Origin of the sequence: Dickeya lacustris (genome assembly GCF_029635795.1) — a bacterium.
In the GTDB taxonomy this organism is placed as follows: Bacteria; Pseudomonadota; Gammaproteobacteria; order Enterobacterales; family Enterobacteriaceae; genus Dickeya; species Dickeya lacustris.
Map to the genome: position 1 here is coordinate 2,543,442 of NZ_CP114280.1, position 21,114 is coordinate 2,564,555.

Sequence of the window (21,114 nt, forward strand, 5' to 3'; positions counted from 1 at the left end):
AGTGGAGGCGCATTATAGGGACTTCCTGCGGCCTGACAAGCCCTAATTGCAAAAAAATTACCGACCGCACACTTTTCGGGCAAAAGCAGACATTTACCGGTAAAAACGCTGTATTTTTCAGCAAAAAAGGCAAAAACGAGATATCGCTGCTATTAATAACGTTGACCAACAGAACCACGAACAATCAATTCGGGCGTTAAAACCAAAACGCTGTGTTCAATATCGGGATGTTCAAGGCGATAAAGTAATGTATCTATCGCCAACTCACCCAACTCATCTTTAGGTTGATGAATAGTCGTTAGCGGCGGCGTCATATATCGCGCCAGTTCAATATCGTCATAACCCACAACAGCCACATCATCGGGAATGGCTAATCCAGCATCGTATAGCGCACGGTAGACACCAACCGCCATAGCATCATTACCGGTAAAAACAGCCTCAGGAGGTTCAGGTAATGCCAATAAGGTCTGCATGGCACGAAAACCGGCCTCAAATTCAAAATCCCCGATCACTTCATAATTAGCCGGGATAGGCAGCCCGGCCGCTTGCATCGCTCGTCGATACCCTTCAAGGCGGTTATGGGCGGTGGTTTTATCTTGTGGCCCAGCGATACAGGCGATTTTGCGATACCCTTGGGCAATCAAGTATTGCGTTGCCATTTCGCCGCCCTGCAAGGAATTATCCTTGATGACGTCACTGCTGCCTTCAAAGGGAGCCCAGTCCATCATGACCATCGGTATAGAAGGATAGCGGCGGGTAATCTCGGGCGATGGCATACGACTTTCCGTACACATCACCAGTAGCCCATCCACCCGTTTTTGCAATAGCGTTTCCAGACTGCGGCTTAAACGGTGGTGATCGCCTTCTGTATTACACAGAATAAGGCTATAGCCACGCTCATAGCAGCAACGCTCAACGCCACGCACCACTTCAGCGTAAAAGGGGTTACTACTGGCTGTCAGTAACATACCAATAGTGCGGGTTTGATTGATTTTAAGACTACGCGCCAGCGCTGACGGCGCGTAGTTCAATTGATCAACCGCTTTCATGACTCTTGCGCGAATAACATCGCTGACAAAGCGGTTGTTGTTGATAACGTGGGAAACCGTGGACGTGGATACCCCGGCAAGACGGGCCACGTCTTTCATTGTCGCCAAGGATTACTCCTGTGCATTCAGGAAAGCATCGATTTCTTCACGCCAGGGAACGGAAGGTTGTGCGCCGTGGCGCGTAACGGCTATCGCCGCTGCCGCATGGGCAAATTTAACGGCTGCATCCATTGGCTGCGATTCGAGTAATGCCGTCACCAGCGCACCGTTAAAGGTATCGCCAGCGGCAATGGTATCGACTGCATTGACACGAAAACCGGGGATACGCTGCCCCTTACCCTGCTCGCTTAACCAGACGCCGCGACTCCCCAGTGTGATTAATACCGTAGGAATCCCTTTTTCATGCAATATCTGAGCGGCCTGTTGCGCATCCGTTTCTGTTTTTACCGTGATGCCAGTGAGAATCTGCGCTTCGGTTTCATTAGGGGTTATCATATCGACCAGCGCCAACAGTTCATCGGGTAACGGGCAGGCAGGCGCAGGATTAAGAATGACTTGGGTATCATTATCGTGTGCCAAACGCGCAGCTGCGATAACGGTTTCCAAAGGGGATTCAAGTTGCATCAACAACGCTGAAGCATCGATGATTTTTTGCTGATAGCGCTTGAGGTAATCGGGTGTCACGGCGGCATTAGCCCCCGCATGGATGCCTATCATATTTTCAGCATCGCCATTCACGAAAATCAGCGCAACGCCGGTGGTCAGGCCCGGTACAGCTTCAACCGCAGACACATCAACCTGGTCTTTCATCAACTGCTGGCGAATACGCTCACCAATGTCATCGGCACCCACACAGGCAATAAACGCTGTATCAGCTCCGCTTCGCCCTGCTGCGACCGCCTGGTTAGCCCCTTTTCCGCCAAAAGCCACGCCATATTGTTTACCGATCACCGTTTCTCCGGGACGGGGAAATTGCGACAGATTAAGAATATGGTCAGCATTAATACTGCCCAAGACTACCAGCTTGCCTGCTTTCATTACCATGAACCCCAATGTTGATGACGCGCCACCCGAAAGTGGCGCGGTACTGCATTGTCTTAATCGCTTAAGAGCACTTACTGTTTGGCAACCAGTTTCAGGTCAACCGGAATGATAGGCTGTACTTTTTCGCCTTTCAGTACCTTATCAGCAGTATCAACGCCAATGATGCCGATCTGCTCTGGACGCTGTGCTACGGTAGCCGCTAATTTGCCGCCTTCTACCGCTTTCACGCCGTCAGCCGTACCGTCGAAGCCAACAACCATCACATCGTCACGGCCTGCCGTTTGCAACGCACGCAGAGCACCCAGCGCCATTTCATCATTCTGGGCAAACACCGCTTTCACATCAGGATGGGCCGTCAGCAGGTTTTGCATCACGTTCAAGCCTTTGGTGCGATCAAAATCCGCAGGCTGGCTGGCCAGCATGGCAAATTTATTCTTCTCTGCTGATTTCATAAAGCCAGCGCCACGCTCGCGAGCGGCAGACGTCCCCGCCAGGCCTTCCAACTGGATCACTTTGGCACCTTCGCCCAGTTTTTTGGCGATAAAGTCACCTGCCACCTTGCCGCCAAAAGCGTTGTCAGAGGCGATATGGCTGACGACATCACCGCTGGCAGCAACGCGGTCTAACGTAATAACCGGAATTTTGGCCTGATTCGCCAGTTTCACCGCATTACCGACAGCGTTGGAGTCTGTCGGGTTAATTAGCAGCAGCTTGGTGCCGCGAACGGTTAAATCCTGCACGTTAGAGAGTTCTTTGGCCGGGTTATTCTGTGAATCCAGAACTACCAGGTCATAGCCCAGTTTATCCGCTTCTTTTTGCGCGCCATCTTTTAGCGTAACGAAGAACGGGTTATTTAGCGTGGAAACAACAAGAGCAATGGTGTCCTTAGCCAGCGCATTAGCACTAACCGTCGCACTCAGGGCAACAGCGGAAACCAGAGTAGCAATCTTCTTCAGATTCATATTTCAATTCCTGTGTGGATAGAAAGTTATTTACTGCTTTTGTTATCAACCAAAACCGCCAGCAAAATAACGACCGCTTTGACGATCATTTGGTAGTAAGAAGATACACCTAACAAATTAAGCCCGTTGTTCAGAAAGCCTAAAATCAGCGCACCGATCAACGTTCCTACTACGCGTCCTTTACCACCTGACAGGCTCGTTCCCCCTAACACCACCGCTGCGATGGCATCCAGTTCATAGCCTGTCCCTGCTGTGGGTTGCGCCGAAGACAGGCGAGCGACTTCAATAATGCCCGCCAGCGCCGACAGCAAACCACATAACGAATAGACGACAACCTTGACCCTATCAACATTAATCCCTGACAAACGGGTCGCGGCCTCATTTCCACCCAGCGCATAGATATAGCGACCGATGCGGGTATGGTGCAGCATGTACCAGGTAGCCAGAAAGACCACCGCCATAATCCAAATCGGCGTCGGCACACCAAGAGGTCGGCCAATACCAAACCACCCTAAGGTATCGGCTGCGGCAGAAAAGCCGGTGTTAACCGGGCTACCGTTGGTGTAGACCATCGTGACGCCGCGTAACAGCAGCATCATTACCAAGGTAGCGATAAACGCCTGCACCCGGCCCTTGGCGATAATAACGCCCGTACCCGCGCCAATTACCGCCCCTAGCGCCAGCGCAGCGACAACCGCGACCAATGCATTAATCTCAAGGCCGACCAAGGATGCAGCGATAGCCCCGGTCAATGCCAACAGCGAGCCGACCGATAAATCAATCCCAGAGGTGAGAATGACTAATGTCATCCCTACCGCCATGATCGCGTTCACTGATGTCTGTTGCAGAATATTGAACAGGTTATTCAGCGTGAAGAAATTGGGGCTCATTGAAGACACCACCGCGATCAATATCAGCAGGGCTATCAATGATTTTTGCTCCATCAGCCACTCTTTGCTGAACCAGCGCCGGGCCGTGATTGTTTGAGAACTCATGTCTGACTTACTCCTGCTTTACGCGGTATTGCTTACCAACGGCCGCTGCCATCAGCGTTTCCTGTGTTGCCTGTTCAATGGCGAAATCACCGCTCAGGCGCCCTTCGTGCATCACAATCACACGATCGCTCATACCCAACACTTCAGGCATTTCCGATGACACCAGAATGATGCTCAATCCTTCCTGTTTGAACTGGTTAATTAACTGATAGATCTCTTTTTTCGCCCCGACATCTACACCACGGGTCGGCTCATCAAGAATCAGCACTTTTGGGCGCGTCATTAAGCCACGTGCTATCGCGACTTTTTGCTGATTCCCACCGGACAGCAGCCCTATTGGTTGCAGCATAGAGGGGGTACGGATATTGAACATGCGGATAAAATCGCCCACAGCTTGCTGTTCATCAGCATGGCGCAATGACCCCATCCCATTACTGAAATAGCGCAGTGCCGTCAGCGACATGTTTTCTTTCACCGACATGCCAAGCACCAGGCCATCCCGCTTGCGGTCTTCGGAGATATAGACGATGCCGTTGGCAAGCCCATCCTGCGGCGTGCGGGGTATGACCTCTTTCCCATCCAGCCAGACACTGCCCTGGGTGCGAGGAAGTGCGCCATATAGCACTTTCATCAGTTCCGTACGGCCTGCGCCCATTAGACCGGCAACGCCGAGAATTTCACCCTTGCGTAGCGTAAAGCTAACGTTATTCACCCCAGGGCCTGAGAGCCCATCAACACGTAAACGCTCATCGCCGGGCGCTTGATGTAATCGAGGGTATTGATCTTCGAGTTTACGCCCCACCATCATTTCAATCAGCGAGTCTTCCTGTAACCCGCTGACCGGGCGTTCGCCAATAAACTGGCCGTCACGGAACACCGTCACATCATCACAGATTTCAAAAATCTCTTTCAGACGGTGAGAGATGTACACAATCCCGCACCCTTGTGATTGCAACTCTTTGATAACGCTAAATAGCGAGGCTGTTTCAGTATCGGTCAGCGCATCTGTCGGTTCATCCATAATGATGACTTTCGACTCAAAACTCAGCACCTTGGCTATTTCAACCATTTGCTGATCGCCTATCGATAGCTCGCCCACCAACCGACGGCTGTCATAACGCAGGTTCAGTCGTTTGAGCAACGTATCGGCTTGCGCGTACATCCGTTTCCAGTCGATGCGCCCAAAACGGTTGGTGAACTCACGGCCAAGGAAAATATTTTCCGCAATCGTCAATTGAGGAATCAGATTCAGTTCCTGATGGATGATGCCAATACCCGCCTCCTGAGAGGCTTTCGGGCCATTGAAATCGACCTCTTTGCCGAGGAACTGAATACTGCCGGCATCTTTTCGATAGATACCGGTCAGCACTTTCATCATGGTGGATTTACCGGCGCCATTTTCCCCCACCAATGCCATCACTTTACCCGGATAGACATTCAGCGCTGCGCCAGATAACGCTTTCACGCCGGGAAAGGTTTTGGTGATGCCTTGCAATTGCAGTAAAGGTTGCATCGCTACCTCAGAAGGTTACGCCAGCACAAAGAATCACATTCGCATAGGGAGAGCACTCCCCGGTACGAATAATGGCGCGGCTCTTACCGCTTTGTTGTTTAAATTCTTCATGGCTGACGTAATGCAGTGAAATGGTGTTTCCCTGGTGTTGTTCAAGTTGTGCTAATTGCTTCAACAATGCGTCATGGAGTTGCGGATTTTTCTCGATGATCTCCTGCGCCAGAATCGCGGCCTCCACCTGCATTTCTGCCGTTACCACGCTCAGTACCTGCAAAAAACCGGGCACATTGTGGGTCAACGCCAGATCAATACGCGCCGTCGTGTCTGGAATGGGTAAGCCGGCATCGGCAATCACCAGTTGGTCGGTATGCCCTAACCGGGAAATCACGGATGAAACATCAGAATTCAGTAACGCACCTTTTTTCATTTTTATTTACCCTGCTAGCGAAACGTTTCGCTTGTACAATAAGTGTAGAAAAAGGCCGCCAGAAGGCAATCACAATCTTATAAAAATGTGATCGTTATCGAAACGTTTCGTTAGTGTTATGCAAGGGCACGGCGCGGATAGACGAGTAGCAAAAACCCGGAGAGAGAGCGAAAAAAAAGCTCCCGTAAACGGGAGCGTCTTATCGGGCATCGCCTCAGTGATTCAGCTTAAATTTCAACCTGAATACCAAGCTCAATCAGCCTATTGGGTGGAATTTCAAACTGATCCGCCGCACGCAGCGCGTTACGACTAAGCATCATGAAGAGTTTGCCGCGAATCCGCAGATACCAGGCGCGTTTACCCATCATCAGCGATTCATTTGACAAGAAGAAGGTGGTTTCCATCATCTGGCAGGCTAAACCATCCTGCCAGCAGCGGTGGAACACCTCTTCAACGTTCGGCGTTTCACGCCAGCCGTAGCTTGCAACCACACGCCAGAAGGTAGGGGAGAGCTGCTCAACCGACACCCGGCGCGCGTTATGTACGTAAGGCGCATCTTCCGTTCTCATGGTCAGCAACACCACTCGCTCATGCAATACTTTGTTATGCTTGAGATTATGTAGCAAAGCAAAGGGGATAACATGCGTTGCGCGCGATAAATACACCGCCGTGCCGGAAACGCGTACCGGCGGGTTTTTCTCCAGCGAGACAATCATGGCGTCAAGAGAGTTACCGTGCTCATGGATACGACGCAGCAAGCGAAAACGCTCACTCTTCCAGGTCGTCATAATCACAAACATCACCAGCCCCAGCGCCAGCGGCAGCCAACCACCGGAAATAATTTTCACCACGTTCGCCAGGAACATCGGTAAATCGATAGTCAGTAGTGCTGCCAGCAGCAACCAAACCAAGTAGCGATACCAGTTCCAGTTTTTCGCCGCCACGGTACAAGACAGGATGCTGGTCAGCACCATCGTACCGGTAACAGCAATACCATAGGCCGCAGCCAGATTACTGGAGTGTTCAAAGCTGACAATCACTATCACGACCGCCACATACAGTAGCCAGTTAATGAACGGAATATAAATCTGACCGGACTCCATATCCGAGGTATGCACAATGCGCATCGGCGGCAGATATCCCAGCCGAACCGCCTGGCGCGTCAGGGAGAATACGCCGGAAATCACCGCCTGAGAGGCGATAATGGTCGCAAGCGTCGCTAGCACCAATAGCGGAATCAGAGCCCAATCCGGCGCAAGCAGGAAAAACGGGTTTTTGATAGCTTCCGGGTTTTTCAGCAGTAACGCGCCCTGACCGAAATAGTTGAGTACCAACGACGGCAACACAGCAGAAAACCAGGCAATACGAATAGGCAGCTTACCAAAGTGGCCCATATCCGCGTATAGCGCTTCAACCCCGGTAATGGACAGCACCACCGCGCCGAGAGCAAAGAAAGACACCCGATTTATATTGGATAAAGAAATTGATAGCCCACTTGGGATTCAACGCTTGAAGCACGTCGGGATTGGCAATGATGCTTCGCGCCCCCAATATTCCCAGCGTTAAAAACCATACGGTCATAATGGGCGCAAACAGACTACCGACACGGCCAGTACCGTGCTTTTGAATCATAAACAGTAGCGTCAGCACGACGATGGAAATCGGCACGATATAAGTATCAAGCGCAGGGGCGACAATATCTAACCCCTCAATGGCCGACATCACCGAGATAGCCGGAGTAATAACCACTTCGCCATAAAAAAAGCTACCCCCGATAAGCCCCATGATAACCACAGCGGCTGTCACCTTATCTGAAGTGTTACGCCCGGCAAGCGACATCAGCGTCAGTATGCCGCCTTCACCTGCGTTATCGGCGCGCATGACATAGCTGAGATACTTTAATGACACAACCAGTACCAACAGCCAGAAAATCAGGGAGAGAAAACCAAAAACGGAATCGGGTTCAACCCCAAAACCAAACTGGCCGGAAAGACACTCTCTGAGTGTATAAAGAGGGCTGGTGCCAATGTCACCATATACCACTCCTATTGCAGCCAGCGTGATCGCCGGAAGTGAACGTTTATGTTCTGAACTCATAAACCTTTTCTTCTGTTATCAATTTATTAACAATCCGAGCCCTATTTTGCTGTGACTAGCCCGAAAACGCACAGTATGCACAAATCGCGTTAAAAGCCCATTTTTAATATAGCCAGCGTACTGTTGACGAGCAGGCCACGTTTGTTGATTAACGCATCCAATGGTGACAATAATTAATGTATGGCTAAGGCAGAAAACGTACGCTTTCCAGAGTTTTCTTACGCTTTCCGACTGCGATACCCAGCAACGACGGACTCATCATGATACAACCAACAGCTCTGGCCGAGCGCATCTCTCGTTTGAGCCATGCCCTCGAACACGGTCTTTATGAACGGCAGCATGCCGTTCGTCTCTGCCTGCTGGCCGCACTGAGCGGTGAAAGCGTATTCCTGCTCGGCCCGCCGGGTATAGCCAAAAGCCTGATTGCCCGGCGTTTGAAATATGCCTTTCGCCATGCGCGCGCCTTCGAATACCTGATGACCCGTTTCTCAACCCCTGAGGAAGTCTTCGGCCCACTGTCCATCCAGGCGCTCAAGGATGAAGGGCGGTATCAACGTCTGACCACGGGCTACTTGCCGGAAGCGGAAATCGTCTTCCTTGATGAAATCTGGAAAGCGGGCCCGGCTATCCTCAATACACTGCTTACCGCCATCAACGAGCGCCGTTTTCGTAACGGCAATAGCGAAGAGCCGATTCCCATGCGGCTGCTGGTGACGGCCTCCAACGAGTTGCCGGAAGCAGACAGCAGCCTTGAAGCATTGTATGACCGCATGCTGATTCGCGTCTGGCTAGACAGAGTACAGGATAAGCACAATTTTCGCGCAATGTTGAATTCTTCATCCAGCGAGCATGAGAACCTTGTCAGCCCGGCGCTGAGTATCAACGATGAGGAATATCAGCAGTGGCAAGCTCATATTGAGACCATTCCATTGCCAGAAAGTTGTTTTGAATTGATTTATCAGTTGCGTCAACGTCTGGATACTCAAGAAGGCTCTCCCTACGTTTCCGACCGGCGCTGGAAGAAAGCCATTCGTTTACTCCAGGCGTGCGCTTTTTTCAGCGGGCGCGAAAGCATCACCCCGATTGACCTGATCCTATTGAAAGATTGCCTGTGGCACGATCTTAGCTCTTATCATTTGGTTGAACAGCAGCTACAGCAGATTATGTGCGAGCAAGCCTATCAACAGCGCACCTTGCTATTCCGCTTGCAGCAGCTTGACGTCAAACGCCAGCAATATCAGCAACAACAAAGCGATCAGCAAGCGTTCAAAGTGGAACGTCAGGTCAATTTTTTTGGCCGAAAACCCCATTATGCCTTACCCGAGCACCTCTCATCGCCAGAGCTAACGCTGGTGTTACAAAAACCATTGCTTTTAAACGAGCACACCGTAACGCACCTGGTATTTGAACGCGAAGCGCTGGCGAACTGGTTACAAAAGGGCGGAGAAATAAGAGGTAAGCTCAATGGCGTCGGCTTTTCCCAACGGCTGGATATCGATATTGATGATCGCCAGCATCTGGTTGTACGTGATATCAGTTTACAAAGTGCCGTGTTATCACTACCCGGTGTCATAAAAACAGAACTGCCTCAGGAGATAGTGCAGGAGTATGAAACCCTGAAAATCCAGTTGCGAGAGCAACGCAGGCAGTTTGAACGCCACCAGCCTTGTTTGTTTATTCCGCGCGAATGGCTCGCCAAAATTGAAGAGAGCCTACAGCAGGTCGATGAACAAATAGAGCAGTCACAACGGGAGTAGCAGCCATGCTGACGCTGGAATCTTTGGAAATGCTGTTATCCATCGACGAAAACGATCTGCTGGATGACGTTATCGTAGGTTTAATGGCAACGCCCCAGTTGGTGATGTTTTTTGACAAATATCCGCGACTGAAAACGGCCGTTATGCGTGACTTGCCACAATGGAAAGAGAACCTGCGGCAGCGGCTGCGTGGTACTCAGGCACCGCCAGAGCTGGAAAAAGAGTTTAGCTGCTATCAGCAAACCCAGTTGATTAACGAGCACACCTTCCAGGCGCACTTACCGGATATCCTCTCCACGCTGCATCATGTGGATTCGCCATTTCTCAATCAGGCGGAGCAGTTAATACAGTCGGCATCACGCACGGCGACATCAACTATCAGCAGCAGTCAGCACAGCCTATTTATGCAACGCTGGCGTCTGAGTCTGACGTTGCAGACACTCAATCTCCACCAACAGATAATGGAACAGGAACGCGACCTGCTGCTCGACGAAATCCAAAAACGCCTGACCATCAGCGGCGCGCTGGAGCCGGTTTTGGCGGAAAACGAGACTGCGGCAGGGCGGTTATGGGATCTTTCTGCCAGCAAGCGCATGAAGCAGCCACTCAATGGCTTGCTGGAAACCGGCGCTTTTTTACAACAGCAGCCGGAGCTGCAACGCCTGGCAGAACGGCTTGGGCGTAGCCGGGAAACACAATCCGTACTCAGCCATGATGCCCCCAAAGAGCCGTTTCAAATCATGGTACGGGAACCGGCGCTGGCACCGGAACAAGTGAGCGGCGTCCATCAAAGCGACGACATTTTAAGGCTCTTACCAACAGAGCTGTCCACGCTGGGTATCAGTGAACTGGAATTCGAGTTTTACCGTCGGCTGTCTGAGCACCGCTTACTGACTTACCAGCTTCAGGGCGAGAGCTGGCGCGAGAAAACGCTGGAGCGGCCGGTCATCCATCAGCATAACGAGCAGCAGCCTCGCGGCCCTTTTATCGTCTGCGTTGATACCTCGGGTTCAATGGGCGGCTTTAACGAACGTTGTGCCAAGGCATTTTGTCTGGCACTGATGCGTATTGCGCTGGCCGATAACCGCCGTTGCTACATCATGCTGTTCTCTACCGGCATCGTCAGCTATGACCTGACCTCGGAACATGGACTGGAAGACGCGATTCGCTTTTTAAGCCAAACGTTTCGCGGCGGCACCGATCTGGCCGGTTGTTTGTCACACCTGCTAGATAAAATGGACACCACGCAGTGGCAAGATGCCGATGCCGTGATTATTTCCGATTTTATTGCCCAACGTCTGCCTGACGAGCTGGTCAACAAGGTGAAACATCGTCAGCATCACTTACAACACCGTTTCCATGCCGTCGCCATGTCTGCACATGGCAAGCCCGGAATTTTGCGTATTTTTGACCATATCTGGCGTTTCGATACCGGCCTGAAAAGCCGTTTATTACGTCGTTTTCAACACCATAATGCCTTGCTCGCCAGCTGACCCTGACGGTATCAAACCATCACCACCTACGCTGATGATTGATTGATGCCACAAGAACCAGTAAAACGCTCAGAGAAGCCTTTACAGCCCAATGTCTGGGGATACACACCATGTCCGACATCTACACTCTGGATGAACTTGACCGCAGCATTCTCAATGCGTTGATGGAGAATGCCCGCACGCCTTATGCCGAGCTGGCCAAACTGTTTAGCGTTAGCCCCGGAACCATTCATGTCAGGGTAGAGAAAATGAAGCAGGCGGGCATTATTCTGGGAACCCGGCTGGCGGTGAACCCGAAGCAACTCGGGTACGATGTGTGCTGTTTTATCGGCATCATTCTCAAGAGCGCCAAGGATTACCCCTCTGCGCTGGAAAAGCTCAACAACCTGGAAGAGGTGGTCGAAGCGTATTACACCACCGGTCACTACAGTATTTTTATCAAGGTCATGTGCCGCTCAATCGACGCGTTGCAACATGTACTTATCAACAAGATCCAAACAATTGATGAAATTCAGTCCACTGAAACGCTGATCTCACTGCAAAACCCGATCATGCGTACCATCGCGCCCTAAGACTTTTTTACTATCCCCCTATTATCCACAGGTAGATCCCACCCTGATCACAGCGTACAATGTGCCGTCGTTTAATCAGGTGGGAGCAAACATGACAGACATTACGCTTATTAGCGGCAGCACTCTTGGCAGTGCCGAGTACGTTTGCGAGCATCTTGAGTCTCTGCTGCAACCGGCAGGATTCAGCACGACGCTGCAACATGGGCCGGAATTGGCTGAGGTTTCAGCCACTGGGTTATGGTTGATAGTGACATCAACACACGGCGCAGGCGATCTCCCCGATAACTTGCAGCCGTTTTATGACGACCTTGCAGCTTCACGACCCGATTTATCCAACCTGAGCTATGGCGCAATCGGCATCGGCAGCAGTGAATATGATACGTTCTGCGGCGCAATCGAGAAGCTGGATCAACTCATGCAGTCCCTTGGGGCGCGGCGGATCGGCGATGTGCTGAAGATCGACATCACCCAACATGATATTCCTGAAGATCCGGCTCAAGCCTGGCTGGAATCCTGGATTGAATTATTCAAGGTATAATTTTTTTTCGCGATCATCTGTGGATAAATGTATTAAGAACACGGGTAAAAGCCGTAGTTATCCCAATAATAACCCGTGTCGATTTTTTGAGCTGTGTATAACTGCCCATTCAGATCCCAGCTAATACCGTGCTGGATCACCGATCATTCACAGCTAATGATCGGCCATAACGCATTGATCTTCAAATTGGATCTCGCCTTATCCACAGAAGTTGCGGATCCTAATAAGAGATCTAATAAAGAGATCTTTAAATAAAAAAGATCTTTCTTTAATTATCCGACGATCCAACAGACTTGGTTGACGGAACAAACTTAAGTAGAATCCCCCACCCCGGGCCAGTAACGATCATGCGCAACCACGCGAGGTGCAGCACCATGTTTTATCCAGATCCTTTTGACGTCATCGTGATCGGCGGCGGTCATGCAGGCACAGAAGCCGCCATGGCCTCTGCTCGCATGGGACGTCAAACCCTTTTGCTGACGCACAATATTGATACGCTGGGGCAAATGTCCTGCAATCCGGCGATCGGCGGCATAGGGAAAGGGCATCTGGTAAAAGAGATCGACGCGATGGGGGGCTTGATGGCTCAGGCGATCGATCGCGCCGGCATTCAGTTTAGGATACTAAACTCCAGCAAAGGCCCGGCCGTTCGTGCAACGCGCGCCCAGGCTGACCGCGTTCTGTATCGCCAGGCCGTACGTACCGCACTGGAGAATCAGCCAAACCTGATGATTTTTCAGCAAGCGGTTGACGATCTCATCGTCGAGAACGATCGGGTGGTCGGTGCTATCACGCAAATGGGGCTGAAGTTCCGTGCTAAAGCCGTGGTGCTCACCGTCGGTACTTTCCTTGACGGCAAAATTCATATCGGTTTGGATAATTACAGCGGTGGTCGTGCAGGCGATCAGCCCGCTATCGCGCTCTCGCGTCGTTTACGTGAATTACCGCTGCGAGTTGGCCGTTTGAAAACCGGCACACCGCCGCGCATTGATGCCCGTACCATTTGATTTCAGTGTGTTGACGCCACAGCACGGCGACAATCCAATGCCCGTCTTTTCGTTCCTTGGTCATGCCAGTGAGCACCCGGAACAAATGCCGTGCTATATCACCCATACCAATGAACGTACCCATGATGTGATCCGCAATAATCTCGATCGCAGCCCAATGTATGCCGGCGTGATCGAGGGGATCGGTCCGCGCTATTGCCCGTCTATCGAAGATAAGGTCATGCGTTTTGCCGATCGTAATGCGCACCAGATCTTCCTTGAGCCGGAAGGGTTGACCAGTAATGAGATCTACCCTAACGGCATCTCGACCAGCCTGCCGTTTGATGTGCAGTGGCAGATAGTGCGTTCTATGCAAGGTATGGAAAACGCGCGCATTGTTCGCCCTGGTTATGCCATTGAGTATGATTTTTTCGACCCTCGCGATCTCAAGCCGACGCTGGAAAGCAAGTTTATTCATGGCCTGTTTTTTGCCGGCCAGATCAATGGCACCACCGGCTACGAAGAAGCGGCGGCACAAGGTATGCTGGCTGGCTTGAATGCAGCACGTTTGGCCTTCGACCAGGAGGGGTGGACACCACGCCGCGACCAGGCTTATCTCGGTGTGCTGGTTGACGATCTGTGTACTCTTGGCACGAAAGAGCCTTACCGCATGTTTACCTCGCGTGCCGAGTACCGTCTGATGTTACGCGAAGATAACGCTGACTGGCGCTTAACGGCGATTGGCCGGGAACTTGGCATGGTGAATGATGAGCGCTGGGCGCATTTTAACCAGAAGCTGGAGAACATCGAAAAAGAGCGTCAGCGCTTGCGAGATATTCTGGTTCACCCTCACACGGAAGGTATCGAGCAGGTCAACCTTCTGCTCAAGTCACCGTTGTCACGCGAAGCCAGCGGTGAAGAGCTGCTAAGACGCCCGGAAATGGATTACGCGCAACTGACTACGTTGCCGATGTTTGCGCCTGCGCTGGATGATGTCCAGGCTGCTGAACAGGTCGAGATCCAGGTCAAATACGAAGGTTATATCGCCCGTCAACAAGACGAGATTGAAAAGCAGCTACGTAACGAACATACCTTACTGCCAGCGGATCTCGATTACCGTCAGGTAACAGGGTTATCCAATGAAGTGATCGCCAAACTCAATGATCACAAACCAGGGTCGATTGGCCAGGCATCGCGTATTTCCGGCATCACCCCTGCGGCTATTTCAATTCTGCTGGTCTGGCTGAAAAAACAAGGTATGCTGCGCCGCAGCGCTTAATAACACCGCCGACCAATGTTGATTCATGGCCGCAATACGCGGCCATGTTGCCTTAACCGACAACAGGATTTCTTCGTGCTCGAGATACTTAACAGCCTGCTGCAACGTGCTGGAATGGCGCTGACCGATCAGCAAAAAAATCAGTTATTGCAGTACGTTGCGTTACTCCACAAATGGAACAAAGCCTACAACCTCACATCAGTGCGAGAGCCGGAGCAGATGCTGGTTCGGCACATCATGGACAGCCTGGTGGTTGAGCCGCATCTGGTCGGCAGCCGTTTTATTGATGTTGGCACCGGCCCGGGTTTACCCGGCGTGCCGCTGGCTATCATTCGCCCTGATGCGCACTTCGTCTTGCTCGATAGCCTTGGTAAACGGATTCGTTTCCTGCGTCAGGTTCAGCATGAATTACATCTGGACAATATTGAACCTGTGCAAAGTCGGGTGGAGGATTTTCCGGCCGAACCGCCGTTTGACGGCGTTATCAGCCGCGCGTTTGCCTCGTTACAGGACATGGTGAACTGGTGCCAGCATCTGCCTTCTCGCCAGCATGGGCGTTTTTATGCACTGAAAGGCGTGCTTCCCCATGACGAGATAGCGCAGTTGCCGCAAGGCGTGACCGTCGAGCGCGTTGCGCCATTATCGGTTCCTGAACTGGAAGGGGAGCGTCATTTAGTGGTGCTTAAACCCAACTAATTTTGTCATTTATCAAAAAAATCATGAATATTTGTAAGCTTCTCAGGCTGATAGCTAAAAGTGAAATAATGACGTGAGTAACCTTGTTATTTACCTGGATTTTACAACTCAGTCGCATGCTTCGATGTTATCCCCTGTCTGAGACGATTTGCTGGCCGCCATTTTTTACCATTCTTGCCTGTTAGCGTGGTAAAACCATGTTAAAAACATGAGAAAAAAATATCCGGCTTGTCAACAGATGGTTTTTAGGCTGTATTCATGCTGTTTTGTAGATGTTCTTTTTTAACTAATTGAATTTAAAAAAGATAAATGACTTTTTTTGCTAAAGACAAAAAAAAAACGATTCAGCTATAAAAGTACCTGTTGCTCTTTATGTGAGTGATATCACATATTGGCGGTGATGAAAGGCCGAAAGCATCCAAACGGTCTGGAAAGATAGTTAGTGAAAATAAGGCTTCGGAAATAAATTTAAATAATCGTTCACCTTTTTGCTACTTATCGATTGAATTCGCATGGATGACCCGTATAATTTGCTCGTTTTTCGCTGCTTGACTCGGTACTTCAAAGGCAGTTTTATACGGTCATTCAGCATACCTCTGAAAAGGTACGGGGAGAGCAAACATTATGTCTGTATCCCTCTACAGTGGGAAAATTGCCCGCCTGTCATTGCTGTGCCAATTGACGGTGATTTTTGTCATTAGTGCACTGTTTTGCATCGATGGCATTAAAGCTGGGACTTCTGCGCTGTCTGGGGGGCTGGCGGCCAGTCTGCCTGCCATGATGTTTATGCTGTTCGCTGTACGACATCAGGCGGACAAACCACCGGAAGGTCGGGTTGCCTGGGTGTTTGCCGTTGGGGAAGGGCTGAAAATGCTCCTCACCATCGTGCTGTTGGTGGTGGCGTTAGGCGTGTTTCATGCAGTTTTTTTTCCGCTGGGCCTGACGTACTTAGTGGTGCTGGTTATGCAGATTCTGGCACCGGCTGTAATTAACCGTTACCGTAGTTAACAACAAAAGGGTAAGAGACATCATGTCTGCATCTACTCCACAAGAGTATATCGGTCACCACCTGACCCATTTGCAGGTGGGCTCGGGATTCTGGTCGATTAACGTCGACTCGATGTTTTTCTCCGTGGCTCTTGGCGTGCTCTTTCTGGTTATCTTCCGTAAGGTAGCCAAAACGGCGACCAGTGGCGTACCGGGAAAACTGCAAACCGCAGTTGAACTGGTCGTGGGATTTGTCGATGGTAGTGTGCGCGACATGTTTCACGGTAAAAGTAAACTTATCGCCCCATTGGCGCTGACCGTGTTCGTTTGGGTTTTCCTGATGAACCTGATGGACTTGTTGCCTATCGATCTGCTGCCGCAACTGTGGGCGCATATCTACAGCGCACTCGGCCATGATCCCGCTCACGCTTATTTGCGTGTAGTACCGTCTGCCGACGTGAACGTCACGTTGTCTATGGCGCTGGGTGTATTCATTCTGATTCTGTTCTACAGCATCAAAATGAAAGGTGTGGGCGGTTTCGTTAAAGAACTGACCATGCAGCCGTTCAATCATCCCGTTTTTATTCCCGTCAACCTGATTCTTGAAGGGGTGAGCCTGCTGTCTAAACCGATATCTTTGGGTTTACGACTGTTCGGCAACATGTATGCGGGTGAGTTGATCTTTATTCTGATTGCCGGCCTGTTGCCGTGGTGGTCTCAGTGGGTGCTGAATGTGCCGTGGGCTATTTTCCACATCCTGATCATCACATTGCAGGCGTTTATCTTTATGGTTCTGACAGTTGTTTATCTTTCGATGGCATCTGAAGAGCATTAATTTTTTACAACACTACAACGTTTTAACTGAAACAAACTGGAGACTGTCATGGAAAACCTGAGTATGGATCTGCTGTACATGGCTGCCGCTGTAATGATGGGCCTGGCGGCAATCGGTGCGGCAATCGGTATCGGCATCCTGGGTGGTAAATTTCTGGAAGGTGCTGCCCGCCAGCCTGACCTGATCCCTCTGCTGCGTACACAGTTCTTTATCGTAATGGGTCTGGTGGATGCTATCCCGATGATCGCGGTAGGTCTGGGTCTGTACGTGATGTTTGCGGTGGCCTAAGCGAGCGTCAGCTTGCCAGGTTAAAGACATCGACTCAATTAACTCATGAAAGAGGCATTGTGCTGTGAATCTTAACGCAACAATCCTCGGCCAGGCCATTGCGTTCGTCCTGTTTGTCTGGTTCTGCATGAAGTATGTATGGCCGCCGATTATGGCTGCCATTGAAAAGCGTCAGAAAGAAATTGCTGACGGCCTTGCTTCTGCTGAACGTGCCAAAAAAGATCTGAACTTAGCGCAGGCCAATGCGACCGACCAACTGAAGAAAGCCAAAGCGGAAGCTCAGGTAATCATCGAGCAGGCGAACAAACAGCGTGCTGTGATTCTGGACGAAGCGAAAGCAGAAGCAGAAGTGGAACGCAACAAAATCGTGGCGCAGGCGCAGGCTGAAATTGAAGCCGAACGCAAACGTGCCCGTGAAGAGTTGCGTAAGCAGGTTGCCATTTTGGCGATTGCTGGTGCCGAGAAAATTATTGAACGTTCCGTGGATGAAGCTGCTAACAGCGACATCGTTGATAAACTGGTCGCTGAACTGTAAGGAGGGAGGGGCTGATGTCTGAATTTGTCACGGTAGCTCGCCCCTACGCCAAAGCAGCTTTTGACTTTGCCGTTGAGAACCAGGCGCTTGAGCGCTGGCAGCAGATGCTGGCATTTGCTGCCGAAGTCGCACGTAATGAACACATCGCCAGTATGCTGGCTGGGGTTATTGCCCCCCAGACGATGGCGCAAACGTTCATCACCGTGTGCGGTGAACAACTGGATGAAGCGGGCCAGAACCTGATTAGGGTCATGGCTGAAAACGGACGTTTGCCGGTGCTGCCTGAAGTGCTGGAACAGTTTGTTCAATTGCGTGCGGAGCTGGAATCGACCGTGGATGTCGAGGTCATTTCCGCCACCACGTTGAGCGAGCCGCAGTTATCCAAGATAACTGTTGCGATGGAACAACGTCTGTCACGTAAAGTGAAGCTGAATTGCAAAATTGATAAGTCTGTTATGGCCGGCGTAGTCATTCGCGCAGGCGATATGGTGATAGACGGCAGTATTCGTGGTCGTCTGGAACGTCTGGCAGACGTCTTGCAGTCTTAAGGGGACTGGAGCATGCAACTGAATTCCACCGAAATCAGTGAACTGATCAAGCAGCGGATTGCTCAGTTCAACGTTGTGAGTGAAGCTCACAACGAAGGTACCATTGTTTCCGTCAGTGACGGGATCATCCGCGTACACGGCCTGGCCGATGTGATGCAGGGTGAAATGATTTCTCTGCCGGGCAACCGTTACGCCATTGCACTGAACCTGGAGCGCGACTCCGTTGGTGCGGTCGTCATGGGGCCGTATGCAGACCTGGCCGAAGGCATGAAAGTCAAATGCACCGGCCGTATTCTGGAAGTACCGGTTGGCCGTGGCCTGTTGGGTCGTGTGGTCAACACGCTGGGTGCGCCGATCGACGGTAAAGGCCCGGTTGATAACGACGGTTTCTCGCCGGTAGAAGCGATTGCACCGGGTGTTATCGATCGTCAGTCGGTTGATCAGCCGGTTCAGACCGGTTACAAATCCGTTGATGCCATGATTCCAATCGGTCGTGGTCAGCGTGAATTGGTTATCGGCGACCGTCAGACCGGTAAAACCGCGCTGGCTATCGATGCCATCATCAACCAGCGTGATTCCGGCATTAAATGTATTTATGTCGCTATCGGCCAGAAAGCGTCCACCATTGCTAACGTGGTGCGTAAACTGGAAGAGCATGGCGCATTGGCCAACACCATTGTGGTGGTAGCAACGGCGTCTGAATCTGCGGCATTGCAGTATCTGGCTCCTTATGCCGGTTGTGCGATGGGCGAATACTTCCGCGATCGCGGCGAAGATGCGTTAATCATTTATGATGACCTGTCTAAGCAGGCGGTAGCTTACCGTCAGATTTCCCTGTTGCTGCGTCGTCCGCCGGGTCGTGAAGCGTATCCAGGTGACGTGTTCTACCTGCACTCCCGTTTGCTGGAGCGTGCGGCGCGTGTTAACGCCGATTACGTCGAGAAGTTTACTAACGGTGCGGTGAAAGGAAAAACCGGTTCACTGACTGCGTTGCCAATTATTGAAACGCAGGCAGGTGACGTTTCCGCGTTCGTTCCGACCAACGTTATCTCGATTACCGACGGTCAGATCTTCCTGGAATCCAACCTGTTCAACTCCGGTATTCGTCCGGCGGTTAACCCAGGGATTTCCGTATCCCGTGTGGGTGGTGCCGCGCAGACCAAGATCATGAAGAAACTGTCCGGTGGTATTCGTACCGCGCTGGCGCAGTACCGCGAACTGGCTGCGTTCTCCCAGTTTGCTTCCGATCTGGATGATGCAACCCGTAAACAGCTCAGTCACGGTCAGAAAGTGACCGAATTGCTGAAGCAGAAACAGTATGCGCCGATGTCTGTTGCGCAACAGTCTCTGGTGCTGTTCGCGGCGGAACGTGGCTATCTGGAAAACGTCGAACTGGCGAAAGTTGGCAGCTTCGAAGCCGCGCTGCTGGCTTACGCCAGCCGTGAGCACGGCGAGCTTCTGCAGCAGATCGACCAGACGGGTGCTTATAACGATGAGATCGAGGGTAAATTCAAAGCTATCCTCGATACCTTTAAGGCAACCCAGTCCTGGTAACGCCCTGTGGCCTGCCGTAAGGCAGGCCGCTAGGCATTGAGGAGAAGCTAAGATGGCCGGCGCAAAAGAGATACGTAGTAAGATCGGAAGCGTCCAGAACACGCAGAAGATCACCAAAGCGATGGAAATGGTCGCCGCTTCCAAAATGCGTAAATCGCAGGATCGTATGGCGGCCAGCCGTCCTTATGCGGAAACCATACGCAAAGTGATTGGTCACCTTGCGTTAGGGAATCTGGAATATAAACACCCGTACCTGGAAGAGCGTGACGTTAAGCGCGTCGGGTATCTGGTGGTGTCTACCGACCGTGGCCTGTGCGGCGGCCTGAACATCAACCTGTTCAAGAAGCTGCTGGCTGATATGAAAGCCTGGAACGAAAAAGGCGCCGAAATCGATTTGGCGATGATTGGTTCCAAAGGCGTTTCTTTCTTCGGTTCTGTAGGCGCAAACATTGTTGCTCAGGTTACTGGTATGGGGGATAACCCTTCATTGTCCGAGTTGATCGGGCCGGTAAAAGTCATGTTACAGGCCTACGACGAAGGTCGTCTGGACAAACTGTACGTGGTGAGCAACAAGTTCATCAATACCATGTCTCAGGTGCCGCAAGTTGTTCAGTTGCTGCCGCTGCCTCCGGCAGAAGAAGGCGAACTGACGAAGAAATCCTGGGATTACCTGTATGAACCCGATCCTAAGTCGCTACTGGATACCCTGTTGCGCCGCTATGTGGAGTCTCAGGTTTATCAGGGCGTCGTAGAAAACCTGGCCAGTGAACAGGCCGCGCGAATGGTAGCGATGAAGGCCGCGACAGATAACGGCGGCAACCTGATTAAAGAGTTGCAGTTGGTTTACAACAAGGCTCGTCAGGCAAGCATCACTCAGGAACTCACCGAAATCGTATCGGGAGCCTCCGCGGTTTAAATCAGGTTTTACGAATTACGTATTGTCGAATTACGTAGAGGAT

18 protein-coding genes and 2 pseudogenes are annotated in these 21,114 nt (G+C 51.3%); 13 read left to right on the forward strand and 7 right to left on the reverse strand.

Annotation, left to right across the window (positions count from 1 at the left end; genetic code table 11):
- Positions 1 to 152: 152 nt before the first annotated feature.
- The 7 genes and pseudogenes from rbsR to kup all read right to left on the reverse strand — a co-directional run bounded on the left by rbsR (position 153) and on the right by kup (position 8,087).
- Positions 153 to 1,157, reverse strand: coding sequence for a ribose operon transcriptional repressor RbsR (rbsR, locus tag O1Q98_RS11540; protein ID WP_205744295.1), 1,005 nt, complete (start codon positions 1,155 to 1,157; stop codon positions 153 to 155).
- 3 nt (positions 1,158 to 1,160) lie between these two features.
- Positions 1,161 to 2,087: a ribokinase gene (gene rbsK / locus O1Q98_RS11545; RefSeq protein WP_125261223.1), complete on the reverse strand. Its 927-nt coding sequence runs from the start codon at positions 2,085 to 2,087 to the stop codon at positions 1,161 to 1,163.
- Between the two features lie 77 nt (positions 2,088 to 2,164).
- On the reverse strand, positions 2,165 to 3,055 hold the full coding sequence (gene rbsB / locus O1Q98_RS11550; RefSeq protein ID WP_125261224.1) for a ribose ABC transporter substrate-binding protein RbsB: 891 nt from the start codon (positions 3,053 to 3,055) through the stop codon (positions 2,165 to 2,167).
- Positions 3,056 to 3,081: 26 nt separating this feature from the next.
- Positions 3,082 to 4,050: a ribose ABC transporter permease gene (gene rbsC, locus O1Q98_RS11555; protein ID WP_125261225.1), complete on the reverse strand. Its 969-nt coding sequence runs from the start codon at positions 4,048 to 4,050 to the stop codon at positions 3,082 to 3,084.
- A gap of 7 nt (positions 4,051 to 4,057) precedes the next feature.
- A complete protein-coding gene (rbsA, locus tag O1Q98_RS11560; protein WP_125261226.1) occupies positions 4,058 to 5,563 on the reverse strand; it encodes a ribose ABC transporter ATP-binding protein RbsA in 1,506 nt (501 codons plus the stop codon).
- Positions 5,564 to 5,570: 7 nt separating this feature from the next.
- Entirely contained in the window at positions 5,571 to 5,990 is a 420-nt protein-coding gene (gene rbsD, locus O1Q98_RS11565; protein WP_125261227.1) for a D-ribose pyranase, read from the reverse strand.
- Positions 5,991 to 6,217: 227 nt separating this feature from the next.
- A pseudogene (gene kup, locus O1Q98_RS11570) lies at positions 6,218 to 8,087 on the reverse strand (low affinity potassium transporter Kup).
- 260 nt (positions 8,088 to 8,347) lie between these two features.
- On the opposite strand from kup, the gene ravA reads away from it, so the two are divergent.
- The 13 genes and pseudogenes from ravA (at position 8,348) to atpG (ending at position 21,071) form a co-directional block, all read left to right on the forward strand.
- Complete coding sequence (gene ravA, locus O1Q98_RS11575) at positions 8,348 to 9,844, forward strand: ATPase RavA (protein ID WP_125261229.1); 1,497 nt, start codon at positions 8,348 to 8,350, stop codon at positions 9,842 to 9,844.
- A 5-nt stretch (positions 9,845 to 9,849) separates the two neighbouring features.
- The gene (gene viaA / locus O1Q98_RS11580; RefSeq protein ID WP_125261230.1) at positions 9,850 to 11,337 is read left to right on the forward strand and encodes an ATPase RavA stimulator ViaA; all 1,488 of its coding nucleotides are present in this window, start codon (positions 9,850 to 9,852) and stop codon (positions 11,335 to 11,337) included.
- Positions 11,338 to 11,447: 110 nt separating this feature from the next.
- Positions 11,448 to 11,909 (forward strand): transcriptional regulator AsnC, encoded by a 462-nt coding sequence (asnC, locus tag O1Q98_RS11585; protein ID WP_125261231.1) that lies wholly within the window; start codon positions 11,448 to 11,450, stop codon positions 11,907 to 11,909.
- A gap of 91 nt (positions 11,910 to 12,000) precedes the next feature.
- Positions 12,001 to 12,447: an FMN-binding protein MioC gene (gene mioC, locus O1Q98_RS11590; RefSeq protein WP_125261232.1), complete on the forward strand. Its 447-nt coding sequence runs from the start codon at positions 12,001 to 12,003 to the stop codon at positions 12,445 to 12,447.
- A gap of 374 nt (positions 12,448 to 12,821) precedes the next feature.
- A pseudogene (mnmG, locus tag O1Q98_RS11595) lies at positions 12,822 to 14,712 on the forward strand (tRNA uridine-5-carboxymethylaminomethyl(34) synthesis enzyme MnmG).
- A 114-nt stretch (positions 14,713 to 14,826) separates the two neighbouring features.
- Positions 14,827 to 15,408: a 16S rRNA (guanine(527)-N(7))-methyltransferase RsmG gene (gene rsmG, locus O1Q98_RS11600; RefSeq protein ID WP_416232436.1), complete on the forward strand. Its 582-nt coding sequence runs from the start codon at positions 14,827 to 14,829 to the stop codon at positions 15,406 to 15,408.
- 624 nt (positions 15,409 to 16,032) lie between these two features.
- A complete protein-coding gene (atpI, locus tag O1Q98_RS11605) occupies positions 16,033 to 16,416 on the forward strand; it encodes a F0F1 ATP synthase subunit I (RefSeq protein ID WP_125261235.1) in 384 nt (127 codons plus the stop codon).
- 22 nt (positions 16,417 to 16,438) lie between these two features.
- Entirely contained in the window at positions 16,439 to 17,230 is a 792-nt protein-coding gene (gene atpB, locus O1Q98_RS11610) for a F0F1 ATP synthase subunit A (protein WP_125261236.1), read from the forward strand.
- 48 nt (positions 17,231 to 17,278) lie between these two features.
- Complete coding sequence (gene atpE / locus O1Q98_RS11615) at positions 17,279 to 17,518, forward strand: F0F1 ATP synthase subunit C (RefSeq protein ID WP_004093904.1); 240 nt, start codon at positions 17,279 to 17,281, stop codon at positions 17,516 to 17,518.
- 64 nt (positions 17,519 to 17,582) lie between these two features.
- The gene (gene atpF / locus O1Q98_RS11620; protein ID WP_125261237.1) at positions 17,583 to 18,053 is read left to right on the forward strand and encodes a F0F1 ATP synthase subunit B; all 471 of its coding nucleotides are present in this window, start codon (positions 17,583 to 17,585) and stop codon (positions 18,051 to 18,053) included.
- Between the two features lie 14 nt (positions 18,054 to 18,067).
- Complete coding sequence (gene atpH, locus O1Q98_RS11625) at positions 18,068 to 18,601, forward strand: F0F1 ATP synthase subunit delta (protein ID WP_125261238.1); 534 nt, start codon at positions 18,068 to 18,070, stop codon at positions 18,599 to 18,601.
- Between the two features lie 12 nt (positions 18,602 to 18,613).
- The gene (atpA, locus tag O1Q98_RS11630) at positions 18,614 to 20,155 is read left to right on the forward strand and encodes a F0F1 ATP synthase subunit alpha (protein WP_125261239.1); all 1,542 of its coding nucleotides are present in this window, start codon (positions 18,614 to 18,616) and stop codon (positions 20,153 to 20,155) included.
- 52 nt (positions 20,156 to 20,207) lie between these two features.
- Positions 20,208 to 21,071 carry a F0F1 ATP synthase subunit gamma gene (gene atpG / locus O1Q98_RS11635; protein WP_125261240.1) on the forward strand — a complete coding sequence of 288 codons (864 nt, stop codon included), beginning with the start codon at positions 20,208 to 20,210 and terminating at the stop codon, positions 21,069 to 21,071.
- Positions 21,072 to 21,114 lie beyond the last annotated feature (43 nt).

Excerpts from the sequence above, each read along its gene's own strand:
- rbsK (WP_125261223.1), bottom strand. The coding sequence starts at position 2,087 with ATGAAAGCAGGCAAGCTGGTAGTCTTGGGCAGTATTAATGCTGACCAT.
- rbsB (WP_125261224.1), bottom strand. The coding sequence starts at position 3,055 with ATGAATCTGAAGAAGATTGCTACTCTGGTTTCCGCTGTTGCCCTGAGT.
- rbsC (WP_125261225.1), bottom strand. The coding sequence starts at position 4,050 with ATGAGTTCTCAAACAATCACGGCCCGGCGCTGGTTCAGCAAAGAGTGG.
- rbsA (WP_125261226.1), bottom strand. The coding sequence starts at position 5,563 with ATGCAACCTTTACTGCAATTGCAAGGCATCACCAAAACCTTTCCCGGC.
- rbsD (WP_125261227.1), bottom strand. The coding sequence starts at position 5,990 with ATGAAAAAAGGTGCGTTACTGAATTCTGATGTTTCATCCGTGATTTCC.
- ravA (WP_125261229.1), top strand. The coding sequence starts at position 8,348 with ATGATACAACCAACAGCTCTGGCCGAGCGCATCTCTCGTTTGAGCCAT.
- viaA (WP_125261230.1), top strand. The coding sequence starts at position 9,850 with ATGCTGACGCTGGAATCTTTGGAAATGCTGTTATCCATCGACGAAAAC.
- asnC (WP_125261231.1), top strand. The coding sequence starts at position 11,448 with ATGTCCGACATCTACACTCTGGATGAACTTGACCGCAGCATTCTCAAT.
- mioC (WP_125261232.1), top strand. The coding sequence starts at position 12,001 with ATGACAGACATTACGCTTATTAGCGGCAGCACTCTTGGCAGTGCCGAG.
- rsmG (WP_416232436.1), top strand. The coding sequence starts at position 14,827 with ATGGCGCTGACCGATCAGCAAAAAAATCAGTTATTGCAGTACGTTGCG.
- atpI (WP_125261235.1), top strand. The coding sequence starts at position 16,033 with ATGTCTGTATCCCTCTACAGTGGGAAAATTGCCCGCCTGTCATTGCTG.
- atpB (WP_125261236.1), top strand. The coding sequence starts at position 16,439 with ATGTCTGCATCTACTCCACAAGAGTATATCGGTCACCACCTGACCCAT.
- atpE (WP_004093904.1), top strand. The coding sequence starts at position 17,279 with ATGGAAAACCTGAGTATGGATCTGCTGTACATGGCTGCCGCTGTAATG.
- atpH (WP_125261238.1), top strand. The coding sequence starts at position 18,068 with ATGTCTGAATTTGTCACGGTAGCTCGCCCCTACGCCAAAGCAGCTTTT.
- atpA (WP_125261239.1), top strand. The coding sequence starts at position 18,614 with ATGCAACTGAATTCCACCGAAATCAGTGAACTGATCAAGCAGCGGATT.
- atpG (WP_125261240.1), top strand. The coding sequence starts at position 20,208 with ATGGCCGGCGCAAAAGAGATACGTAGTAAGATCGGAAGCGTCCAGAAC.